The sequence below is a fragment of the Pseudomonas sp. NPDC088368 genome (assembly GCF_044753445.1).
Taxonomy (GTDB): domain Bacteria; phylum Pseudomonadota; class Gammaproteobacteria; order Pseudomonadales; family Pseudomonadaceae; genus Aquipseudomonas; species Aquipseudomonas bambusae.
Genome location: NZ_JBIVNG010000002.1, coordinates 157,086 through 175,618 on the forward strand (window position 1 = coordinate 157,086; position 18,533 = coordinate 175,618).

12 protein-coding genes are annotated in these 18,533 nt (G+C 61.5%); 8 read left to right on the forward strand and 4 right to left on the reverse strand.

From position 1 onward, the window contains the following. Positions 1 to 346 precede the first annotated feature (346 nt). The gene (locus ACIQAL_RS04145) at positions 347 to 1,225 is read left to right on the forward strand and encodes a DMT family transporter (protein WP_341958597.1); all 879 of its coding nucleotides are present in this window, start codon (positions 347 to 349) and stop codon (positions 1,223 to 1,225) included. Between the two features lie 6 nt (positions 1,226 to 1,231). On the opposite strand, the gene ACIQAL_RS04150 is transcribed toward ACIQAL_RS04145, so the two are convergent. Further along, on the reverse strand, positions 1,232 to 2,140 hold the full coding sequence (locus tag ACIQAL_RS04150) for a DMT family transporter (RefSeq protein ID WP_401142754.1): 909 nt from the start codon (positions 2,138 to 2,140) through the stop codon (positions 1,232 to 1,234). Positions 2,141 to 2,225: 85 nt separating this feature from the next. On the opposite strand from ACIQAL_RS04150, the gene ACIQAL_RS04155 reads away from it, so the two are divergent. Beyond that, the gene (locus tag ACIQAL_RS04155; protein WP_401142756.1) at positions 2,226 to 3,560 is read left to right on the forward strand and encodes a PLP-dependent aminotransferase family protein; all 1,335 of its coding nucleotides are present in this window, start codon (positions 2,226 to 2,228) and stop codon (positions 3,558 to 3,560) included. Between the two features lie 174 nt (positions 3,561 to 3,734). Beyond that, on the forward strand, positions 3,735 to 4,418 hold the full coding sequence (locus ACIQAL_RS04160; protein WP_401142759.1) for an ATPase: 684 nt from the start codon (positions 3,735 to 3,737) through the stop codon (positions 4,416 to 4,418). A 1,060-nt stretch (positions 4,419 to 5,478) separates the two neighbouring features. Here ACIQAL_RS04160 and ACIQAL_RS04165 read toward each other — a convergent pair. Then, the gene (locus ACIQAL_RS04165; protein WP_401142762.1) at positions 5,479 to 7,902 is read right to left on the reverse strand and encodes a glucose/quinate/shikimate family membrane-bound PQQ-dependent dehydrogenase; all 2,424 of its coding nucleotides are present in this window, start codon (positions 7,900 to 7,902) and stop codon (positions 5,479 to 5,481) included. Between the two features lie 417 nt (positions 7,903 to 8,319). Between ACIQAL_RS04165 and ACIQAL_RS04170 the strand changes: the two genes are divergently transcribed. After that, positions 8,320 to 8,730, forward strand: a complete 411-nt coding sequence (locus ACIQAL_RS04170) for an ester cyclase (protein ID WP_401142765.1) — start codon at positions 8,320 to 8,322, stop codon at positions 8,728 to 8,730. Between the two features lie 119 nt (positions 8,731 to 8,849). Beyond that, on the forward strand, positions 8,850 to 11,069 hold the full coding sequence (locus ACIQAL_RS04175) for an EAL domain-containing protein (protein WP_401142768.1): 2,220 nt from the start codon (positions 8,850 to 8,852) through the stop codon (positions 11,067 to 11,069). A 7-nt stretch (positions 11,070 to 11,076) separates the two neighbouring features. Here the strand turns inward: ACIQAL_RS04175 and ACIQAL_RS04180 are convergent, their stop codons facing one another. Beyond that, positions 11,077 to 11,496 carry an NUDIX hydrolase gene (locus ACIQAL_RS04180; RefSeq protein ID WP_401142771.1) on the reverse strand — a complete coding sequence of 140 codons (420 nt, stop codon included), beginning with the start codon at positions 11,494 to 11,496 and terminating at the stop codon, positions 11,077 to 11,079. Between the two features lie 199 nt (positions 11,497 to 11,695). Between ACIQAL_RS04180 and yghU the strand changes: the two genes are divergently transcribed. Further along, positions 11,696 to 12,535, forward strand: a complete 840-nt coding sequence (gene yghU, locus ACIQAL_RS04185) for a glutathione-dependent disulfide-bond oxidoreductase (protein ID WP_401142774.1) — start codon at positions 11,696 to 11,698, stop codon at positions 12,533 to 12,535. A 189-nt stretch (positions 12,536 to 12,724) separates the two neighbouring features. Continuing rightward, positions 12,725 to 13,663, forward strand: coding sequence for a Dyp-type peroxidase (locus ACIQAL_RS04190; RefSeq protein WP_401142776.1), 939 nt, complete (start codon positions 12,725 to 12,727; stop codon positions 13,661 to 13,663). Positions 13,664 to 13,952: 289 nt separating this feature from the next. Here the strand turns inward: ACIQAL_RS04190 and ACIQAL_RS04195 are convergent, their stop codons facing one another. Next, a complete protein-coding gene (locus tag ACIQAL_RS04195; RefSeq protein WP_401143722.1) occupies positions 13,953 to 16,004 on the reverse strand; it encodes a TonB-dependent siderophore receptor in 2,052 nt (683 codons plus the stop codon). A gap of 265 nt (positions 16,005 to 16,269) precedes the next feature. Here ACIQAL_RS04195 and ACIQAL_RS04200 point away from each other — a divergent pair, with 265 nt between their 5' ends. Continuing rightward, positions 16,270 to 18,465, forward strand: coding sequence for an OsmC domain/YcaO domain-containing protein (locus ACIQAL_RS04200; protein WP_401142779.1), 2,196 nt, complete (start codon positions 16,270 to 16,272; stop codon positions 18,463 to 18,465). Positions 18,466 to 18,533: the final 68 nt, after the last annotated feature.

An 18,533-nucleotide genomic window follows, 5' to 3' on the forward strand; every position in this document is an offset into this window, starting at 1 on the left:
GTCAGGCGATGAATTTGTCACTGCCTTGACGCAAATTCCCTGTAGGAGCAGCCGGAGGTTACGACGGCCGCGAAGGCGGTGTGTCAGGCGGTGCACCTGTGACTGCCTTGACGCAGATCCCCTGTGGGAGCGAATTCATTCGCGAAAGGGCCGGTACAGCCAATACATCTCCATCGCCTGAACCCACTTCGCGAATGAATTCGCTCCTACAGGGGAGGAGGTGTCGTACTCAATGTCTGCGACCGACATCGAATCCTCTGCGGGCGGCGGCCTGCTTGGACCCGTGGCCTCAACTGTGGTGTACTCCCGCGCATTCCTGCACACCTTTTGACTGTCCGGCGGTTCGATGACTGTTTCTTCCCGTTCCAGCCATGTGATCGGCATGTGGCTGATGGTGGGCGTGGCGTTTGTGTTCGCCACCCACGATGCGCTGTCCAAAAGCCTGATCTTTGTACTGCCGGTTATTTTCGTGGCCTGGGCGCGGTATCTGATTCACACCTTGCTGGTCACCAGCGTGATCATCCGGGAGAAAAGCCGCGCCGCGTTCCACACCAAACGCCCTTGGCTGCATCTGCTCAGGGCCGTGTTTCTGTTGGGCGACAGCCTGACGTTTCTGTTTGGCCTGACTCACGTGCCGTTGGCCGAATCAACCGCGCTGGTGTTCCTGGCACCGGCCTTCGTCACGATCCTTTCGCCGCTGCTGTTCGGCATTCGCGCCGACCGTTTGCAGTGGGTGTCGGTGATCGTCGGGTTCATCGGTGTGCTGGTGGTGATCAACCCGGCCAGTGACGGATTTTCGCTGTGGATGCTGTTCCCGCTGGCTTGTGCGTTCTGCTTCGCGGTGTACCAACTGTTGACGCAACTGGCCGGGGAGTCGGACAGCCCGTCGGTGTGCAGCTTTTATGTGGGGGTGTTCAGCACCGCACTGTTGAGCCTGGTGGTGCCGTTTTTCTGGGTCAGCCCGACGTTGACCCAATGGCTGATGTTGCTGGTACTGGGCAGCCTGGGTCTGTCGGCGCATTTCCTGATCTCGAAATCCTACCGCTACGCTTCGTCGTCCGCGCTCGCGCCGCTGGGCTATTTGCAGATCGTGTTTGCCACGCTGTACGGGATGCTTTTCTTCGGCAATTACCCGGCGCTGTTCTCGGTGGCGGGCATGGCGTTGATCTGTTTCAGCGGGCTGCTGGTGTACGGCAGACGCACGGCCGCAGCCCTGAGCAACTGAGCGCGTTCAGCGAGAGAACCGGCGCGCCGCTGCCACACACAGAATCACCGCGACGGTGACGCCGATCATCCCGACGCTGACCTGTTCATAAAGCAATGTGGCCGCCAGTGCCAGTCCGAAAAACGGTTGCAGCAGTTGCAACTGCCCCACGGCCGCGATCCCGCCTTGTACCAGCCCGCGATACCAGAACACGAACCCGATCAGCATGCTGAACAACGAGACGTAACCCAGGCTCAGCCATGCCGGCCAACTCAGGTGGGCAAGGGTGAGCGGGGCGGTAAATGCAGTCAGCGCCAGCATCAAGGGCAGGGAAATCACCAGCGCCCAGCAGATCACCTGCCAGCCGCCGAGGGTCCGCGAGACTTTCGCCCCTTCGGCATAGCCCAACCCACACGCGAGGATCGCCAGCAGCATCAGGCAGTCGCCGACCGGGGAGGCTTTCAGTCCTTGCGACAGCCCCTGAGACACTGCAAACCCCACCACCAGCGCGCTACCCAGCACCGAGAACAGCCAGAACGCTGGCTTGGGCCGTTCACCGCCGCGCAATACGGCGAAGACTGCGGTCGCCAATGGCAACAGGCCGACGAAGACAATGGAATGCGCGGACGTGACGTATTGCAAGGCCAGCGCCGTGAGCAGCGGAAAGCCGAGCACGACGCCCAACGCGACGATGCACAGCGGCAGGATGTGATGCCGCGCCGGGCGCCGTTCCTTGAGCAACAGCAGCATGCACAGCGCCACGGCACCCGCGATGGAGGCCCGGGCAACGGTCAGGAACACCGGCGCGATTTCCTGCACCGCGATGCGTGTCGCGGGCAGCGAGCCACTGAAGATCACCACCCCAATCAGTCCGTTCAGCCAGCCGCTGGAGGCTTTCACGGGATTGCCGTGTTGCAGTTTCGATGCGTTTTCCATGCTGATCGTCCGGTGCCAGGTTGCAGTTGACGCATCCTAAGGCGCAGTATCAGGACAATCAAAAAATTGTAATGGATACAGCCCCATGCCCCGCGCCCGCTACAAAACCCTCGTCGACACCTTTGCCAGCGACATCGCGTCGGGCGCCTTGCCGCCAGGCACGCGTTTGCCGACCCACCGCCAATTGGCCGAGCAAGAAGGGCTGGCACTGGTCACGGCGTCTCGGGTCTATGCCGAGCTGGAGGCGATGGGCCTGATCAGCGGCGAAGCCGGGCGCGGCACCTTCGTTCGCGAGATTGCGCTACCGCTGAGCCATGGCGTCGATCAACAGGCAGCCGCCGTGGGCGTGCTGGACCTGAACTTCAACTACCCGGCATTACCGGAACAGGCGGAGTTATTGCGCGTGGGGTTGCGGCAACTGGCGTTGTCAGGGGACCTGGAGGCGTTGCTGCGCTATCAGCCTCACGCGGGCAGAGGCCATGAACGGGCCTGCATGGCCCGACATCTGGCGGAGCGGGGATTGCAGGTCGAAGCGGAAGAAGTGTTGATCGTCAGCGGCGCTCAACACGGGCTGGCAGCGACGGTGATGGGCTTGCTCAAACCGGGGGACGTGGTCGCGGTGGATGCGTTGACCTATTCGGGTTTCAAGGTGATCGCCGACGCCCATCGGTTGGAACTGGTGGCGATCCCGCTGACCGACACCGGCCCTGATCTGGAGGCGTTAGAGGCGCTGTGTCGAAAACGCCGGATCAAGGCGGTGTATGCGATGCCGACCCTGCACAACCCCATGGGCTGGGTCATGGATTTGCCTTGGCGCGAGCGTCTGGTCGGCATCGCACGAACACACGGTTTGTTGTTGATCGAAGACGCGGCCTATGCCTTTCTCGCCGATTCGCCCCCTGCGCCGCTGCGAGCGCTGGCCCCGGAGCTGACGGTCTACGTCTCGGGCTTCTCGAAAAACATCGCCACCGGCTTGCGCGTTGGGTTCGTGGTCGCGCCGTTGCAGTGGGTGCCTGCGATTGAACGGACAATACGGGCGACCACCTGGAACACGCCGGGGGTGATGACCGCGCTGGTCTGTGGCTGGATCGAAGACGGCACCGTCCTGCGGCTCGAAGCGGAAAAACGTGAAGATGCGAGGAAACGGCAAACCCTGGCCCGGAAAGCCTTGGAGGGGCTGAAGGTCATCGGCCATCCCGCGTCGTATTTTCTGTGGCTGCCCCTGCCGGAAGAGGTGCGGGCGGATCAGGTCGCGGTGGCGTTGTTGTCGATGAACGTGGCGGTGTCCACCGCCGAACCGTTCGCCATTTCCAGCCCGGTGCCTCATGCGATTCGGTTGGCACTCGGGTCGGTGGACATGAATGCATTACAACAGGCGCTGCATAAAGTTCGGCAAGTAATCGGTAACTTGGCCTTCTGAGTTAGTCCGTATAAGCATAGGGCGAAGTTGCTTTATTCAGTAAAACGTAAAGGACCTTTTCCGTCTGTCTACCATTCGTGAAATCGATAGTGAACATCACCAATCGGGAGTTCTTTTTTTCCAGCAAAGGAGCAGGATAGAGCCATACCGAACTGGCGTTAGAGGACACCCGCGATGAGAATTTCAACCCTGCTGACACTTGTCGCCGTCCTCACTGGGGGCATCGCTGCCACCGCGCCTGTTTATGCGGCCACCGCTGCTGTGGATGAACATTCCTGCCATTTCGTGCCCGTGGCTGACAGCAACATTGCCTTGAGAAAAACTCAGTCGGTGGGCGTTCTTTACAGCGAAAACACCGTCAGCACGCTCGAATACCTTGAGCGTTATCACGCCGTGGCATTGAAGGGCGTCAAAAATGGCGCGCTGGATTCTCGGATTCGTGAGGCGTTCGTCAACAGCTCCGATCCGAAGCTGGCGATCGATTGGCTCAAAGCGTCGATTGCCAAAGAGTTTGCGTCGGTCACTGTTTACGACAATCTCGATGCGTTGATGAAAGCGCGCCCTGATGTGGTGGTCATGCTCGACACCTACAACCAGCTCGTGACCCAGCGTAATAGCAAAGTAGAGGCACGGTTTGTCGCCAAGTTTTATGACGAAAACCTGCAATATATTGGTAAAGCGGAAGGTGCGGGTGCTCAGGAGCTGACATCGGTCTGGGTTCACGACAAGGCCGCCCCTGAAATTGCCGCGCAGATCGATCAACAGCGCGCGTTGCAAGTCCACGCCTTGAAACAGTTCGACGCCTCGCTCAAAGCGCTGGTGACCTCGGGTGAAGTGGCGCAAGTGGCGGGAAATTGAGGCCGCGTGCATCAATCCCGCTTCTGCCGAAGGCGTGAGAGCATTGCTTGCTCCGGACTGCGATCAGCCGATCGGCTGCACAGCAGTCGTAATCCCTAGCGACGCGGTAGTTCTGACACACTGCATGCGCTGAATTTACTGCCGCTTCGCGCCAGATCGTAGGCGAGCCAACTCCCACGGCCTCCGGCCAGAATCAAAAGCTCGGATCGTGCATCACTCCCGCTTCTGCCGAAAGTGTGAGAGAAGGCATGAGAGCATTGCTTGCTCCGGGCTATGCTCAGACGACCGGCGGCGCGGCAGTCGTACCCCTTGGCGACGGGGTAGCTCTGACACACTGCATGCGCTGAATTTACTGCCGCTTCGCGCCAGATCGTAGGCGAGCCAACTCCCACGGCCTTCGGCCAGAATCAAAAACCTAGGTTGCGCCACCGATCTGCCTCTGCCGAAGGAGCGCCCCCACGGCCTCCGGCCAGAATCAAAAGCTCGGATCGTGCATCAATCCCGCTTCTGCCGAAAGCGTGAGAGAAGGCATGAGAGCATTGCTTGCTCCGGGCTATGCTCAGACGACCGGCGGCGCGGCAGTCGTACCCCTTGGCGACGGGGTAGCTCTGACACACTGCATGCGCTGAATTTACTGCCGCTTCGCGCCAGATCGTAGGCGAGCCAACTCCCACGGCCTTCGGCCAGAATCAAAAACCTAGGTTGCGCCACCGATCTGCCTCTGCCGAAGGAGCGCCCCCACGGCCTCCGGCCAGAATCAAAAGCTCGGATCGTGCATCAATCCCGCTTCTGCCGAAGGCGTGGGAGCCGGCTTGCCTGCGATCTGGCGCGAAGCGACAGCAAAATCAAACACCTTCGTTGTTTCAGGCCTGCTGCGTCAGCCGGGTTTACGGCTGTTTCCCCAGCCGATCGTAGGCATGGTAGAGCGCCACACCCGCACTCCCACGGCTTTTGCCAGACGCGGAATGAAGGGGGCTCCGGTCTTTCAAACGAATGTGAAAGCCAACAAAAAACCCGCTGCCACCCATGAGGTGACAGCGGGTTTTTCATGTGCCGCGTTTTATTGGCCGTCCGGCAATCCGTACGCAATCACGTAGTCGCCACGGTCTGCCGACTGGCGGGCGCCGCTGGCGGTGATGACGATGTATTGCTTGCCGGTCTTCGGCGAGACGAAGGTCATCGGGCCGCCCTGGCTGCCGACGGGCAGGCGGGCCTTCCAGGCTTCTTCGCCGTTGGCGCTGTTGAAGGCGCGCAGGTAGTAATCCTGGGTCCCGGCGATGAAGATCAGCCCGCCTTGGGTGGAGAGGGTGCCTCCCAGCGTCGGCATGCCGATGGGCAATGGCAGGTGCATTTTGATGCCCATCGGGCCGGTGTCCTGCACGGTACCGACCGGCACTTGCCAGGCGATTTTCTGGGTCTTCATGTCGATGGCGGTCAAGGTGCCGAACGGCGGCGCCTGGCACGGAATCCCGGCCACGGACAGGAAGCGGTTCTTGTTCACCGCATACGGCGTGCCTTTGAGCGGTACGGCGCCCATGCCGGTGTTCAGCGCTTCACCGCCGCTCGACGCCTTGGCGTCTTTCTGTTGCGGCACCATCTGGCTCCACAGGCCCAGACGCATGTCGTTGACGAAGATGAAACCGTGCACCGGGTCGGTCGACAGACTGCCCCAGTTCATGCCGCCCAACGATCCCGGAAAGCTCAACGAAATGTCAGTGCCCGGCGCGGTGTACAGGCCGTCGTAGCGCATTTTCTTGAACGAGATGCGGCACAGCAACTGGTCGAACGGAGTCGCGCCCCACATGTCCGATTCGGTCAAGGTCTGCGCGCCGATTTCCGGCATGCCCACTGATTTCGGTTGCGTCGGCGAGTACGGTTCGTTCGGGATGTTCGACGGCTTGACCGGGACTTCTTTCACTTCCGTCAGCGGCTGACCGGTGTGGCGATCCAGGACGTAAATCTGGCCGGCCTTGGTGCCGATCACCACCGCCGGGACCGTGCTGCCGTCCTTCTTGGTGAAGTCGATCAGGCTCGGCTGCATCGGCAGGTCGAAGTCCCAGAGGTCGTTGTGGACGGTCTGATAGACCCATTTTTCCTGGCCGGTGGTCGCGTTCAACGCCAGCACCGACGCGCCGTAGGTGTGATCGAGCTGGGTGCGCTCGACACCGTAGATGTCCGTGGACGAACTTCCCATCGGCAGGAACACGGTGTTCATGGCCGGATCGTAAGACATCGGCGCCCAGCTGTTCGGCGTGCTGCGCACATAGGTGCTGCCGTCGGCCGGGGCCTTTTTGTCTTCCGGGTTGCCCGGGTCGAACGCCCAGCGCATCTCGCCGGTGACCACGTCGAAACCCCGGATCACGCCACCGGGCATGTCGGTTTGCACGTTGTCTGCCACGCGAACGCCCACCACGACGGTGGTGCCCGCCATCAGCGGTGCCGACGACAGTTGATAGTAGGAGTCCGGAACGTTGCCGAGACCGGCTTTCAGGTCGATCTGGCCGTTGTCGCCGAAGCCTTTGCACAACTCGCCGGTGTCGGCATCGACCGCGATCAGGCGGGCGTCGATGGTGTTGGTCAGCAGGCGGCGCTGGCAGCTCGCCCCCGCAGGAACACTGACCGGCGCGGCAGGGACGCTGCCATCGGTAGGGGCTACGACGGCGGCGGTGGCATCGAAATACGCCAAACCCCGGCAACGCTGCCAGACGGCGGATTTGGCGTTGGTCTCGTGCTTCCACAGCTGTTTGCCGGTGTCGGCATCCAGCGCGATGATGTTGTTGTGCGGGGTGCAGATGAACACCTTGTCGCCGATTTGCAGCGGGGTCATCTGGTCTTCGGCACCGTTGCCGTCACTGAGGGCGATGTCGCCGGTGTGGTAGGTCCAGACCGGGACCAGCTTCGACACGTTGCCGCGGTTGATCTGGTCCAGCGCAGCAAAGCGGCTGCCGCCTTCGTCATTGCCGTAGTGCGCCCAGTCTTTCTGCGCCTTGGCCGGGTCGACTTTGGTCAGCTCAGGGCCATTGCCGGTGGGCGACACCGAGGCGTGGGGCTGAAACATGCCCCAGAATCCGCCGACCATGGCGAGGGCGAGCAGCGCGCTCAGGGCGTAGCCGCCGCGACCGCTGGCCAGACCGTTGCTCTTGCGCAGAGTCGGGTAGACCAGCGCCACCAAAAGACTCAACACGCCCAGTGCGAACAGGCGTGACACCAACGGCCAGAACACCACACCGGCATCGACGACGGCCCAGATCAGGGTCAGCACCATCACCACCGCGAACAGCCAGGCACCCGCGAGGCGGCGTTGAAACAGGAGAACCGACGAGCCGATCAGGCCGAGGCCCGCCAGCAGGAAATACCAGCTGCCACCCAGGGTGACGAGGTAACCGCCGCCCGCCGAAAACAGTAAGCCAAATACCAGCACGCCGAAGGCGACGACCCAGATGGGCCAGCGACTGACGGATGCCGTAGGTCGAGACGTTGTCATGTTGCGTGATCCTGCTGACGCCGAGGGCTTCAGGTCGTCCTCGGCGGTGGTGGGGGAGAGGTTTTATCCCGTGACGACGCGCCGCAACATCGGGTGCCAGGGCGTGATCACGTGTGTAATTAACCAGTTAGTTAATTGCGCAAAGATACCAAAAAATCCCTTCGCTGCGGCAAATTGTCCTGCGACAGCGTGGATAAACAGTGTTGTGGGTTTGGTAATAATGAGCGGGCCGACCCCAGGCGTTCGGGGCACGCCGCCATTTCACAGGCTGCATTCGGTTCCCCTCTGGCCGCACGGCCCGCAGGGTAACGATTTCACGAACGCCACCGCCTGCCGCGTCGCGGTGAACTAACCCGAAGCTCGTGCGCCCTAACGTCCGAAGGCTGCACCCGCAGCGATAAAAAAAGGGAGCTTCCCATGTCCGAACCCGAAATTCTCAGCCTGTATCGCCGTTACATCGATTGCCTGAACCATCAGGACTGGGCCAACCTCGGCCGGTTTGTCGATGAGGAGGCCCATTACAACGGCCACCGCATCGGATTGGCAGGTTACCAACGCATGCTGGAGAACGATTTTCACGCCATCCCCGACTTGCATTTCGGGATCGACATGCTGCTGGCAGACCCGCCGCACGTCGCGGCCCGCCTGCGTTTTGACTGCACCCCGGTGGGCGAACTGTTTGGCGCGGCGGTCAACGGCCAGCGCGTGCAGTTCACCGAAAACGTGTTCTACGAATTCAGCGACGGGCGGATTCGCAACGTGTATTCGGTCATCGACAAGGCGGCCGTTCGCGACCAGGTGACTGCCGCTTCGCAGAATGACCGCTAGCCCCTGCAGAAACAGCCGGTTACGATAGCCAATCGCAATCATCGGTCGGCCGCAGCGTCTTGCTGACGGCCGGTCCAGACGAGCCGCGGTCGTTACCGTCGATGCATTCAGGTGTCTGCATGTTCAAACCCACACTGACCGACTGGGCCGCCACCCGTCGCAGTCGCCAATTGATCCTGCGCCTCTTTCCGGCGATCTGCGCGCTGTTGCTGCTGATCGGCCTGAGTGGCTACCTGTTGGTGCAGAACGCGCTCAATCAGGATCGCGACGTGCAGCAGCGTTCGCGCACGTTCATCTCCCGCACGCTGGATCAGGTGCGCAACGAGGTGGGGCGCAACATCATCAACTACGCCAAGTGGGGCGAGGCCTACAAACACTTGCACATGGTGGTGGACAAACCGTGGGCTGACGAACAGCGCAACGTCGGCGCGGTGCCCTACGAGTTGTACGGCTACAACGGCGTGCTGGTGATCGATGCCAACGACCGCACCAGCTACGCGGTGATCGACGGTAAGCCCTCGATGATTCAGGCCGGCGACTGGCTGGAAGGCGATTTAAGCGCGTTGATCGCTGATGCCCGTCAGTCCACTCAGGAGAACGACGGGCTGGTGCGCGCGTTCAGCGTCGACGGCGTGCCCGCGCTGGTGGCCGCAGCGACCATCAGCCCGGCGTCCGACCCGCTGATCGAACCGGTGCCCGGCCCCATGTCGGTGATGATGTTCGTCACCATTCTCGACCCCGCCAAGCTCGCGCACCTCAGCGACACCTACGGTCTGCCGACGATCTCCGTGTCCCCCGCGCCACGGCAGGGCTATGACCAGATGCCGCTGCTCGGTTCCAACATCGAATTGGGCTGGGTGCCGCCCAAGCCTGGCATGGACCTGCTTCAACAGACCTTGCCGCTGTTCATTTCCGGGGTGCTGGTGCTGGCGATCGTCTTGGCGATGCTGGTGCGTTACGCCCTGACCTCGGCGCGGCAGATCGACGCGCAATTCGACGCCTTGCACGCGAGCCAACTGGAACTGACCAGCAGCGAGCAGCGTTTTCGCCAGCTGTCGTTGCATGATTCCCTGACCGGCTTGTCGAACCGCTTGCGCCTGCACCAATTCCTCGACGAACACCTGGATCGACCGGCGCCGTCAGCGCTGACGGTGTTGAGTCTGGACCTGGACCGCTTCAAGCCGATCAATGACGCGCTGGGCCACGCCATCGGCGACCTTGTGTTGCAGGAAGTCGCCCAGCGCCTGCGCAGCCACGCGCAACCGAATGGCATGGTCGCGCGGCTCGGGGGCGACGAATTCATTCTGGTGCTGGTGGGCGAGTCGCGAAAAGGCGACATCATCGAACTGTGTGGGCGGGTGGTGGACGACCTGTGCCGCCCGTTGGAGGTCGAGGGGCAGACCGTGTTCATCGGCACCAGCATCGGTATCGCTCAGGCCCCGGAAAACGCGCACACCGCCGCAGAGGTGTTGAGCACTGGTGACATTGCGCTGTATCAGGCCAAAGGCGCCGGTCGCAACACGTGGTGTTTCTACGACGACAGCATGAAAGCCCAACTGGTGGCGCGTCGTCAGCTCGAACAGGAATTGCGTCAGGCGCTGCTCGACGGTCAGTTGCGCCTGCATTACCAGCCGCGTTACGCCACCGTTGGCGGCTCGCTGCGCAGTTTCGAGGCGCTGGTGCGTTGGCAGCATCCGGAGCGCGGCCTGCTCCCGCCCGACACCTTCATCGGCCTCGCGGAAGAGACCGGGTTGATTCAGCCGCTGGGGCAGTGGGTGTTGAACACTGCGTGCCGCGAAGCGATGACCTGGCCGGACGACATCGGCCTGTCGGTGAACCTGTCGCCGGGCCAATTGGCCGAGAACGAAGACGTGGTCGCCGTGGTGGCCGCCGCGTTGCTCGACAGCGGTTTGCCCGCCAGCCGTCTGGAACTGGAAATCACCGAGCGCGTGCTGCTCGATCATGCTCACGCCGCACTCGCGACCCTCACGGCGCTGCGTGCCCTGGGCGTGCGGCTGAGCCTGGACGATTTCGGCACCGGCTTTTCGTCGCTGGCGTACTTGCGCAAATACCCGCTGGACGGGATCAAGATTGACCGCAGCTTCATCTCTCACATGACCGAGCGCGGCAACGATCAGGCGATCGTGCAGGCGATGATCGACCTCGGGCGGTCGCTGGGCATGACGGTCACCGCCGAAGGCGTTGAAACCCTGGAGCAACTGGAATGCCTGCAACGGCATCCGTGCGATGAGGTGCAGGGCTTCCATTTCAGCAAGGCGGTGCCTTCGGAGGAATTGGCGGCGCTGTTTGCTCGGGACGCGGCGCGCCCGTTGGGCTAACAGGCTGTTATCGGCCGTCGTTCAGGTACTCGCGTAAACGCTGTTGCAGGCGGGGAATGGCGTCCGGCAGGGCCAGAAAGGCTTCGACTGAGCTGATTATCCAGCGCTGGCCTTCATCGCCGAAGACCACTTGATCGAATGTGCCCGGCGGCACTTCAGCCACGAAAAACCAGGTGTCAAGGCCGTGCATACCCTGGCCTGCGTACAGCCGTTGCCAGACGATCCACGCCGGATCGAGGGTGAGGCCGAATTCTTCATGGGTTTCACGCAAAGCGCATTGCAGCGGGGTTTCGTCCTGTTCCCGGCCGCCGCCCGGCAGGTCCCACAGGCCGGGCCATGGAATCGTGGGGATGTCGTCGCGCAGGTAGATCAGCAACTGGCCTTCACACAGCACGGCGATTTTGGCACCGGAAAAGGGGGCGAGCATGGCGTTCCTGTCGGAGAGGGGCTAGGAAGGGGTGTCAGGTTAAAGCCAAGACGTCGCGATTGAAATGTTCTTGAGCCGCCCCAACGTAAGCGCATACCCTGAACCGCTCTCCATCACGCCCGGTCTGGTCATGGCCCGCAGCCTGTTTGGCGGTGCCTCATGGACCCTTCGCAGTGACTCACTTCAAGAGGTTAGTTTCATGTCGAACGCAGCATACGTACCGCCCAAGGTCTGGAAAAACGATGCAGAATCCGGTGGTCAGTTCTCCAAGATCAACCGCCCGGTGGCCGGTCCGACCCACGAGAAAGTCCTGCCAGTCGGCAAGCACGCGCTGCAACTGTATTCGCTGGCGACCCCCAACGGCGTGAAAGTCACCATCATGCTCGAAGAGCTGTTGGCGCTGGGCAAGACCGATGCCGAATACGACGCGTGGCTGATCCGCATTGGTGAGGGCGACCAGTTCTCCAGCGGATTCGTCGATATCAACCCGAATTCCAAGATCCCGGCCTTGCTGGACCGCAGCGTCGAGCCACCGGTGCGTGTGTTCGAGTCCGGGTCGATCCTGCTCTACCTAGCGGAGAAGTTTGGTGCGTTGCTGCCCACCGATGCGGCGGGCCGTACCGAAACCCTGAACTGGCTGTTCTGGCAGATGGGCGCAGCGCCTTATCTGGGCGGTGGGTTCGGGCATTTCTACGTCTACGCCCCGGAAAAGATCGAATACGCCATCAACCGTTTCACCATGGAAGCCAAACGTCAGCTCGACGTGCTCGACCGTCGTCTCGCTGAAAGCCCGTACCTGGGCGGCAAGGACTACAGCATCGCAGACATCGCGGTGTGGTCGTGGTACGGCCAACTGGTGCGCGGCACCGTGTACAACTCTGCCGAATTCCTCGACGCCGAGAGCTATACCCACATCCAGCGCTGGGCCGAAACCATCGCCAACCGCCCGGCCGTCGTGCGCGGCCTGCGGGTGAACCGCACCTGGGGCGATGAAGACAAACAAGTGCCGGAGCGGCATTCGGCGGCGGATATTCGCTGAGGGATGGGAGAGCGACGCCTTGCCCTGTTTTTCGGGCGAGGCGTATGGTTTCTGCCCGGAGGGCGTGGGAGCGCCACCCCGGCACTCCCACGCCTTCGGCAGAAGCAGGCCGCGCAGGCCGCAAATGTTACATACACCTGCAATACGTTCCGTCAGCATCAAAGCGTATCCCAAGGAATTACCGGATCCATGATCAAAGACACCCCATTCCCCCAGGGCATCGACACGCCCATCACCAGCAGCGCGATCTTCATGGTGGCGACTCTGGCGCCGGGCGATGACGCCATTGAAACCGCCCGAGCCTGGTGCGCCGACATTGCTGGTCTGGTCCGCGCGGTTGGCAAACGGGTGCCCGACGGCAACCTGTCGTGCATCTGCGGTTTCAGCTTCAACGCCTGGGATTCGCTGTTCGGTACCCACCGTCCGGCGGCACTGCACAACTTCCGAGAGTTCGGCCCACCGGAACGTCGCGCCGTGGCCACGCCGGGCGACATTCTGATGCACATCCGCGCCGATCGCATGGACCTGTGTTTCGAGCTTGCCACTCAGCTGCTGGAACCCTTGGGCGATGCAGTGACCGTCGTCGAAGAAGTCCACGGTTTCCGCAACTTTGACATGCGCAGCATCATCGGCTTCGTCGACGGCACGGAAAACCCGGAAGGCAAGCGCGCGGCAGAAGCGACCATCGTCGGTGATGAAGACCCAACGTTCGCGGGCGGCAGTTACGTGATCGTGCAGAAATACCTGCACGACATGACGGCCTGGAACCGGTTGACCGTCGAGCAACAGGAATTGGTCATCGGTCGCAAGAAACTGTCGGACATCGAACTGGGCGATGACGTGAAGCCGACCAACTCCCACAGCGCGTTGACCGTCATCGAGAAAGACGGCAAAGAAGTGAAAGTCCTGCGCCACAACATGCCGTTCGGGCGCCCGGGATCGGGCGAGTTCGGCACCTATTTCATCGGCTACGCGCGCTCGCCCGAACCGCTGGAGCAGATGCTGGAAAACATGTTCGTCGGCCGCCCGGCAGGGAATTACGACCGGCTGCTGGACTTCAGCAAGGCCGTGAGCGGTGCGCTGTTCTTCGTGCCGTCGACGGATTTTATCGAAGCGCTGGGCGACTGACCCATGCTGTAGCAGGCGCAAGCGCTATCCGCCTGAATGCACTCCGGCCGGACAAGCGCGAACCCTGTAGGAGCGAATTCATTCGCGATGCAATCGTACTACCGACAAACACGTGTCGGATGTACCGGCCTCTCGCGAATGAATTCGCTCCCACAGGGGGAATGGATTGTCACCCTTGCGACGTGCCAGATTGTGAGACCAAAGGTTGGCTGCAGCCGCACGGCGTACCGGCGGTGGCGACTGTGAGACCGCGCCGCCGGCCAGTCGGAGTGCTACAGCAACACGCGGCTCAATATGTCCAGGTCACCGACGCGGTCACGTTGCGCGGGGCGCCGTAGTTGGCGCTGGTGGCGCTGTCGTACAGCGACATCAGGTATTTGCGGTCAGTGACGTTGTTGAGGTTGACCGACGTGCTCCAGTGCTCGTCAATGTCGTAACTGCTCATCAGGTCCACCAGGGCGTAGGCGTTCTGGCGCACGTCGCTGTTGGTGTCGCTTTGCACGGCGCTCTGCCAACTGACCCGCGTGCCCACCTTGGCTTTCGGCAGGCCCGGCAGGCGATACGTCGCCATGCCCCGGAAGCTATGAGTCGGCACGAATTTGCGGGCGCGGTCGTCGTTATCGTCGTCGATGCGCACGTAGGTGTAGCCGCCCAACACTTCCAGGCCCGGCATCGCTTCGCCCGACGCTTGCAGCTCGACGCCGTGGCTCTTGTAATCCATGGGGTCGTAGACGAAGCGGCTGCCCTGATACTGCCCGTTACCCGCAACGTTTTCCTGCTTGGTCTTGAATAGCGCGGCCGTCAGGTTGAGGCCGCTGTCCAGACTGCCCTTGATGCCGATTTCCTTGCTGGTGCCTTCCAGCGGGTCGAGCATGCTGCCGTCCGAACTGACCTTGTATTGCGGCGCGTAAATCTTGGTCCAGCTGCCGTACACGCTCCACTGATCGTTGAGGTCGTACACCAGACCGGAATACGGCGTGACCTTGCCGTGCTCGCGGGTGTAATGGTCAGCGCCGTAATCCAGACCGCTGCCATCGGCGCTGAGCATCCGCGCGCCGACGATCCAGTGCAGGTCATCCATCAGGCTGAAACGCGTACCGGCGTAGAGGCTCTTCTGGGTGTCCCGGAAATTCTGGTTGTTGGTGTCGAAGGTGTAATCCAGTGACGGACGGGTAAGCGTGCCGGCTAGCGCGCTGGAGAACGGCACGTCGTAATAGCCGTTGGCGTCAATGTCATGCTCGTTGGCCTTCAAATGCGTGCGGCCGTAGTTGGCGCCGACGGTCAGGTCATGGTCGCGGCCAAATAGGGTGAAAGGACCGGACAGCTGAGCCTCGCCGATCACCTGATCGGTCTTGCTGGTGATGTGTGTCGCATAAGCCGACGCGTCGTCGCCCGTGACGCTGGCAATGTAGAACATGTCGGTGTCCTGGTACTGGCGGATGCCGGTCACGGACAGCTTGCTGTTCCAGCCATTGCCGAAGTCATGTTTCAGCTCGGCGAAGGTGCGCTGAGTGTGCACGTTCCAGTAGGTCCACGGCTGACCGACGTTGGAACTGCGGCTGCCGTAATGGATCGCGTTGCCGTCCGAATCCGACAGCGGCAGGTTGCCCCAGCTGCTGCCGTTTGAATCGCTGTTGTGCTGAGAGAAACCGACGGTCAGGGTATCGGCGTCGGTCAGGTCGAAGTCCATCAGGCCAGCCGCGACGTTAATTTCGTGGCTGTAGCGGTCGAGGTAGGAGTTGCCCTTGTCGTGGGCATAAATGAAACGCCCGCGCACGTTGCCGCTGTCGGTCAGCGGACCGGACACGTCCACGTCCAGACGGCGGTTGTCCCACGCGCCGACGCTGGTGCTGATCTTCGCTTGCACATCCTTCGTCGGACGCTTGCGCACGAAGTTGACCGTCGCGGACGGGTTACCGCTGCCGCTCATCAGGCCGTTGGCGCCGTGCAACACGTCAATCTGCTCGTATTCGGCCAGGTCCTGATCACCCACCAGCAGGTCGCCGGTGAAGGGCATGCCCATGCCGTCGTATTCGAAGGTGTTGATGTTGAAGCCGCGTGAGGTGAACTCGGTGCGGTCGGTCTCGATCTGCTCGACCGTGACGGAGGGCGCCGAACGCAACGCGCTCTTGACGCTGTTCATGCGGAAATCGTCGATCTGGTCGCGGGTCACGGTGGTCACCGCTTGCGGCGTTTCCTTGTCCGATAGCCCCAGACGCGTGGTACTGGTGGCCGTCTTCCCCTGATAACCCTGACTTTGCTCGTCGGCTTGGGCGACGCCGTTGCTCTGGATTTGCGTGGAGGGCAGGGTGATTTCATCAGCGGCGTGGGTGAGGGGCATGGCGCTGCAAGCGCCAGCGAACAACAGGCTGGCAGGGAGGCGGGCTTTCAAGATCGATTTCCTGGGTGGTTGAGCAGAGAAGTAATTGTCAATCAGTCGCAAATGAGAAATATACACAAATGGTAACGGATTTTTTACAATTTTTTCACATCTCGCAACATTCCCTGATCGGTCCGACCTTCACCCTCTGAGCCGACCGCACGAGACTTCCGGCGCAAAACCCGGATAATGGCCGCCATTCCGTTTTTCGCTTCTGGTAAACCCCATGGAAATCAAGGTCAACTTTCTCGACAACCTCCGCCTGGAGGCCAAGTTCGACGACTTCACGGTGATCGCCGACCAGCCCATTCGCTATAAGGGCGATGGCTCGGCCCCTGGTCCGTTCGATTACTTCCTGGCGTCGTCGGCCCTGTGTGCGGCGTATTTCGTGAAGCTGTACTGCCAGACGCGCAACATCCCGACGGACAACATCCGCCTCTCGCAGAACAACATCGTTGACCCGGAAAACCGCTACAACCAGATCTTCAAGATCCAGGTCGAGCTGCCCGCCGACATTTCCGAAAAAGATCGCCTCGGCATCCTGCGTTCCATCGACCGCTGCACCGTGAAGAAAGTGGTGCAGGCCGGGCCCGAGTTCGTGATCGAGGAAGTCGAAAACCTCGACGCCGACGCCCAGGCGCTGCTGATGCCGGCGTCCCTGTCCGGCGAAAGCACCTTCATCGCGGGTAAGGACCTGCCGCTGGAAGAGACCATCGCCAACATGTCGGGCATCCTCGCGGCGCTGGGCATGAAGATCGAGATCGCCTCGTGGCGCAACATCGTGCCCAACGTCTGGTCGCTGCACATCCGCGACGCTCACTCTCAAATGTGCTTCACCAACGGCAAGGGCGCGACGAAAGAGGGCGCACTGGCCTCGGCGCTGGGGGAGTTCATCGAGCGTCTGAACTGCAACTTCTTCTACAACGACCAGTTCTGGGGCGAAGACATCGCCACTGCCGACTTCGTGCATTACCCGAACGAGCGCTGGTTCAAGCCCGGCCCGGACGACGCGCTGCCGAGCGAAGTGCTCGACGACTACTGCCTGAAAATCTACAACCGCGACGGCGAGTTGCGCGGCTCGCACCTGTACGACACCAACTCCGGCAACACTCAGCGCGGCATCGTCTCGCTGCCGTTCGTGCGCCAGTCGGATGGCGAAACCGTGTACTTCCCATCCAACCTGATTGAGAACCTGTACCTCAGCAATGGCATGAGCGCGGGCAACACCCTGGCGGAAGCCCAGGTGCAGTGCCTGTCGGAGATCTTCGAGCGGGCGGTGAAGCGCGAAATCCTCGAAGGTGAACTCGCGCTGCCGGACGTGCCGCAGGAGGTCATCGCCAAGTACCCCGGCATCCTCGCGGGCATTCAGGGGCTGGAAGAGCAGGGTTTCCCGGTGCTGGTGAAAGACGCCTCGCTTGGCGGCGAATTCCCGGTCATGTGCGTGACCCTGATGAACCCGCGCACCGGGGGTGTATTCGCTTCGTTCGGCGCTCACCCAAGCTTCGAAATCGCCCTGGAGCGCAGCCTCACCGAACTGCTGCAAGGCCGCAGTTTCGAAGGCCTGAATGACTTGCCACAGCCGACCTTCGAAGGCCAGGCGGTGATCGAGCCGAACAACTTCGTCGAACACTTCATCGACTCCAGCGGTGTGGTGTCGTGGCGATTCTTCAGCGCGAAAGCCGATTACGAATTCGTCGAGTGGGACTTTTCAGCGGAAGGCGAGCACGCCAATGCCGAGGAGGCCGCGACCCTGTTCGGCATCCTCGAAGACATGGGCAAGGAAGCCTACATGGCGGTCTACGACGACCTCGGCGCCACCGCGTGCCGCATCCTGGTGCCGGACTATTCCGAGATCTATCCGGTCGAAGACCTGATCTGGGACAACACCAACAAGGCGCTGGCCTTCCGCGCCGACATCCTCAACCTGCACAGCCTGAGCAAAGTCGGCCTGAGAAGCCTCGCCCAGCGTCTTGAAGACAGCGAACTGGACGACTACACCGACATCACCACGCTGATCGGCATCGAGTTCGACGACAACACCAACTGGGGCCAACTGACCATTCTCGAATTGAGACTGCTCATCTACCTCGCTCTGCAGAAATACGAAAAAGCCAAAGACCTCGTCGAAGCCTTCCTGCAATACAACGACAACACCGTCGAGCGCGGCCTGTTCTATCAGGCGGTCAACGTGGTGCTGGAAATGGAACTGGACGACGACCTGGAACTGGCCGACTACGAAGTCAACTTCCGCCGCATGTTCGGCAACGAGCGCATGGACGCGGCGATTGGTTCGGTGAACGGCAGCGTGCGCTTCCACGGACTGACGCCGACGAGCATGAAGCTTGAAGGCCTGGACAAACACCTGCGCCTGATCGAGAGCTATAAAAAGCTGCACGCGGCGCGGGCGACGGCAGCCCGATAAACAGAAGAACGTGTCATTGAAAAAGCACCTGAGGGTGCTTTTTTTATAGGCGCTGTCATCTGCCCAGC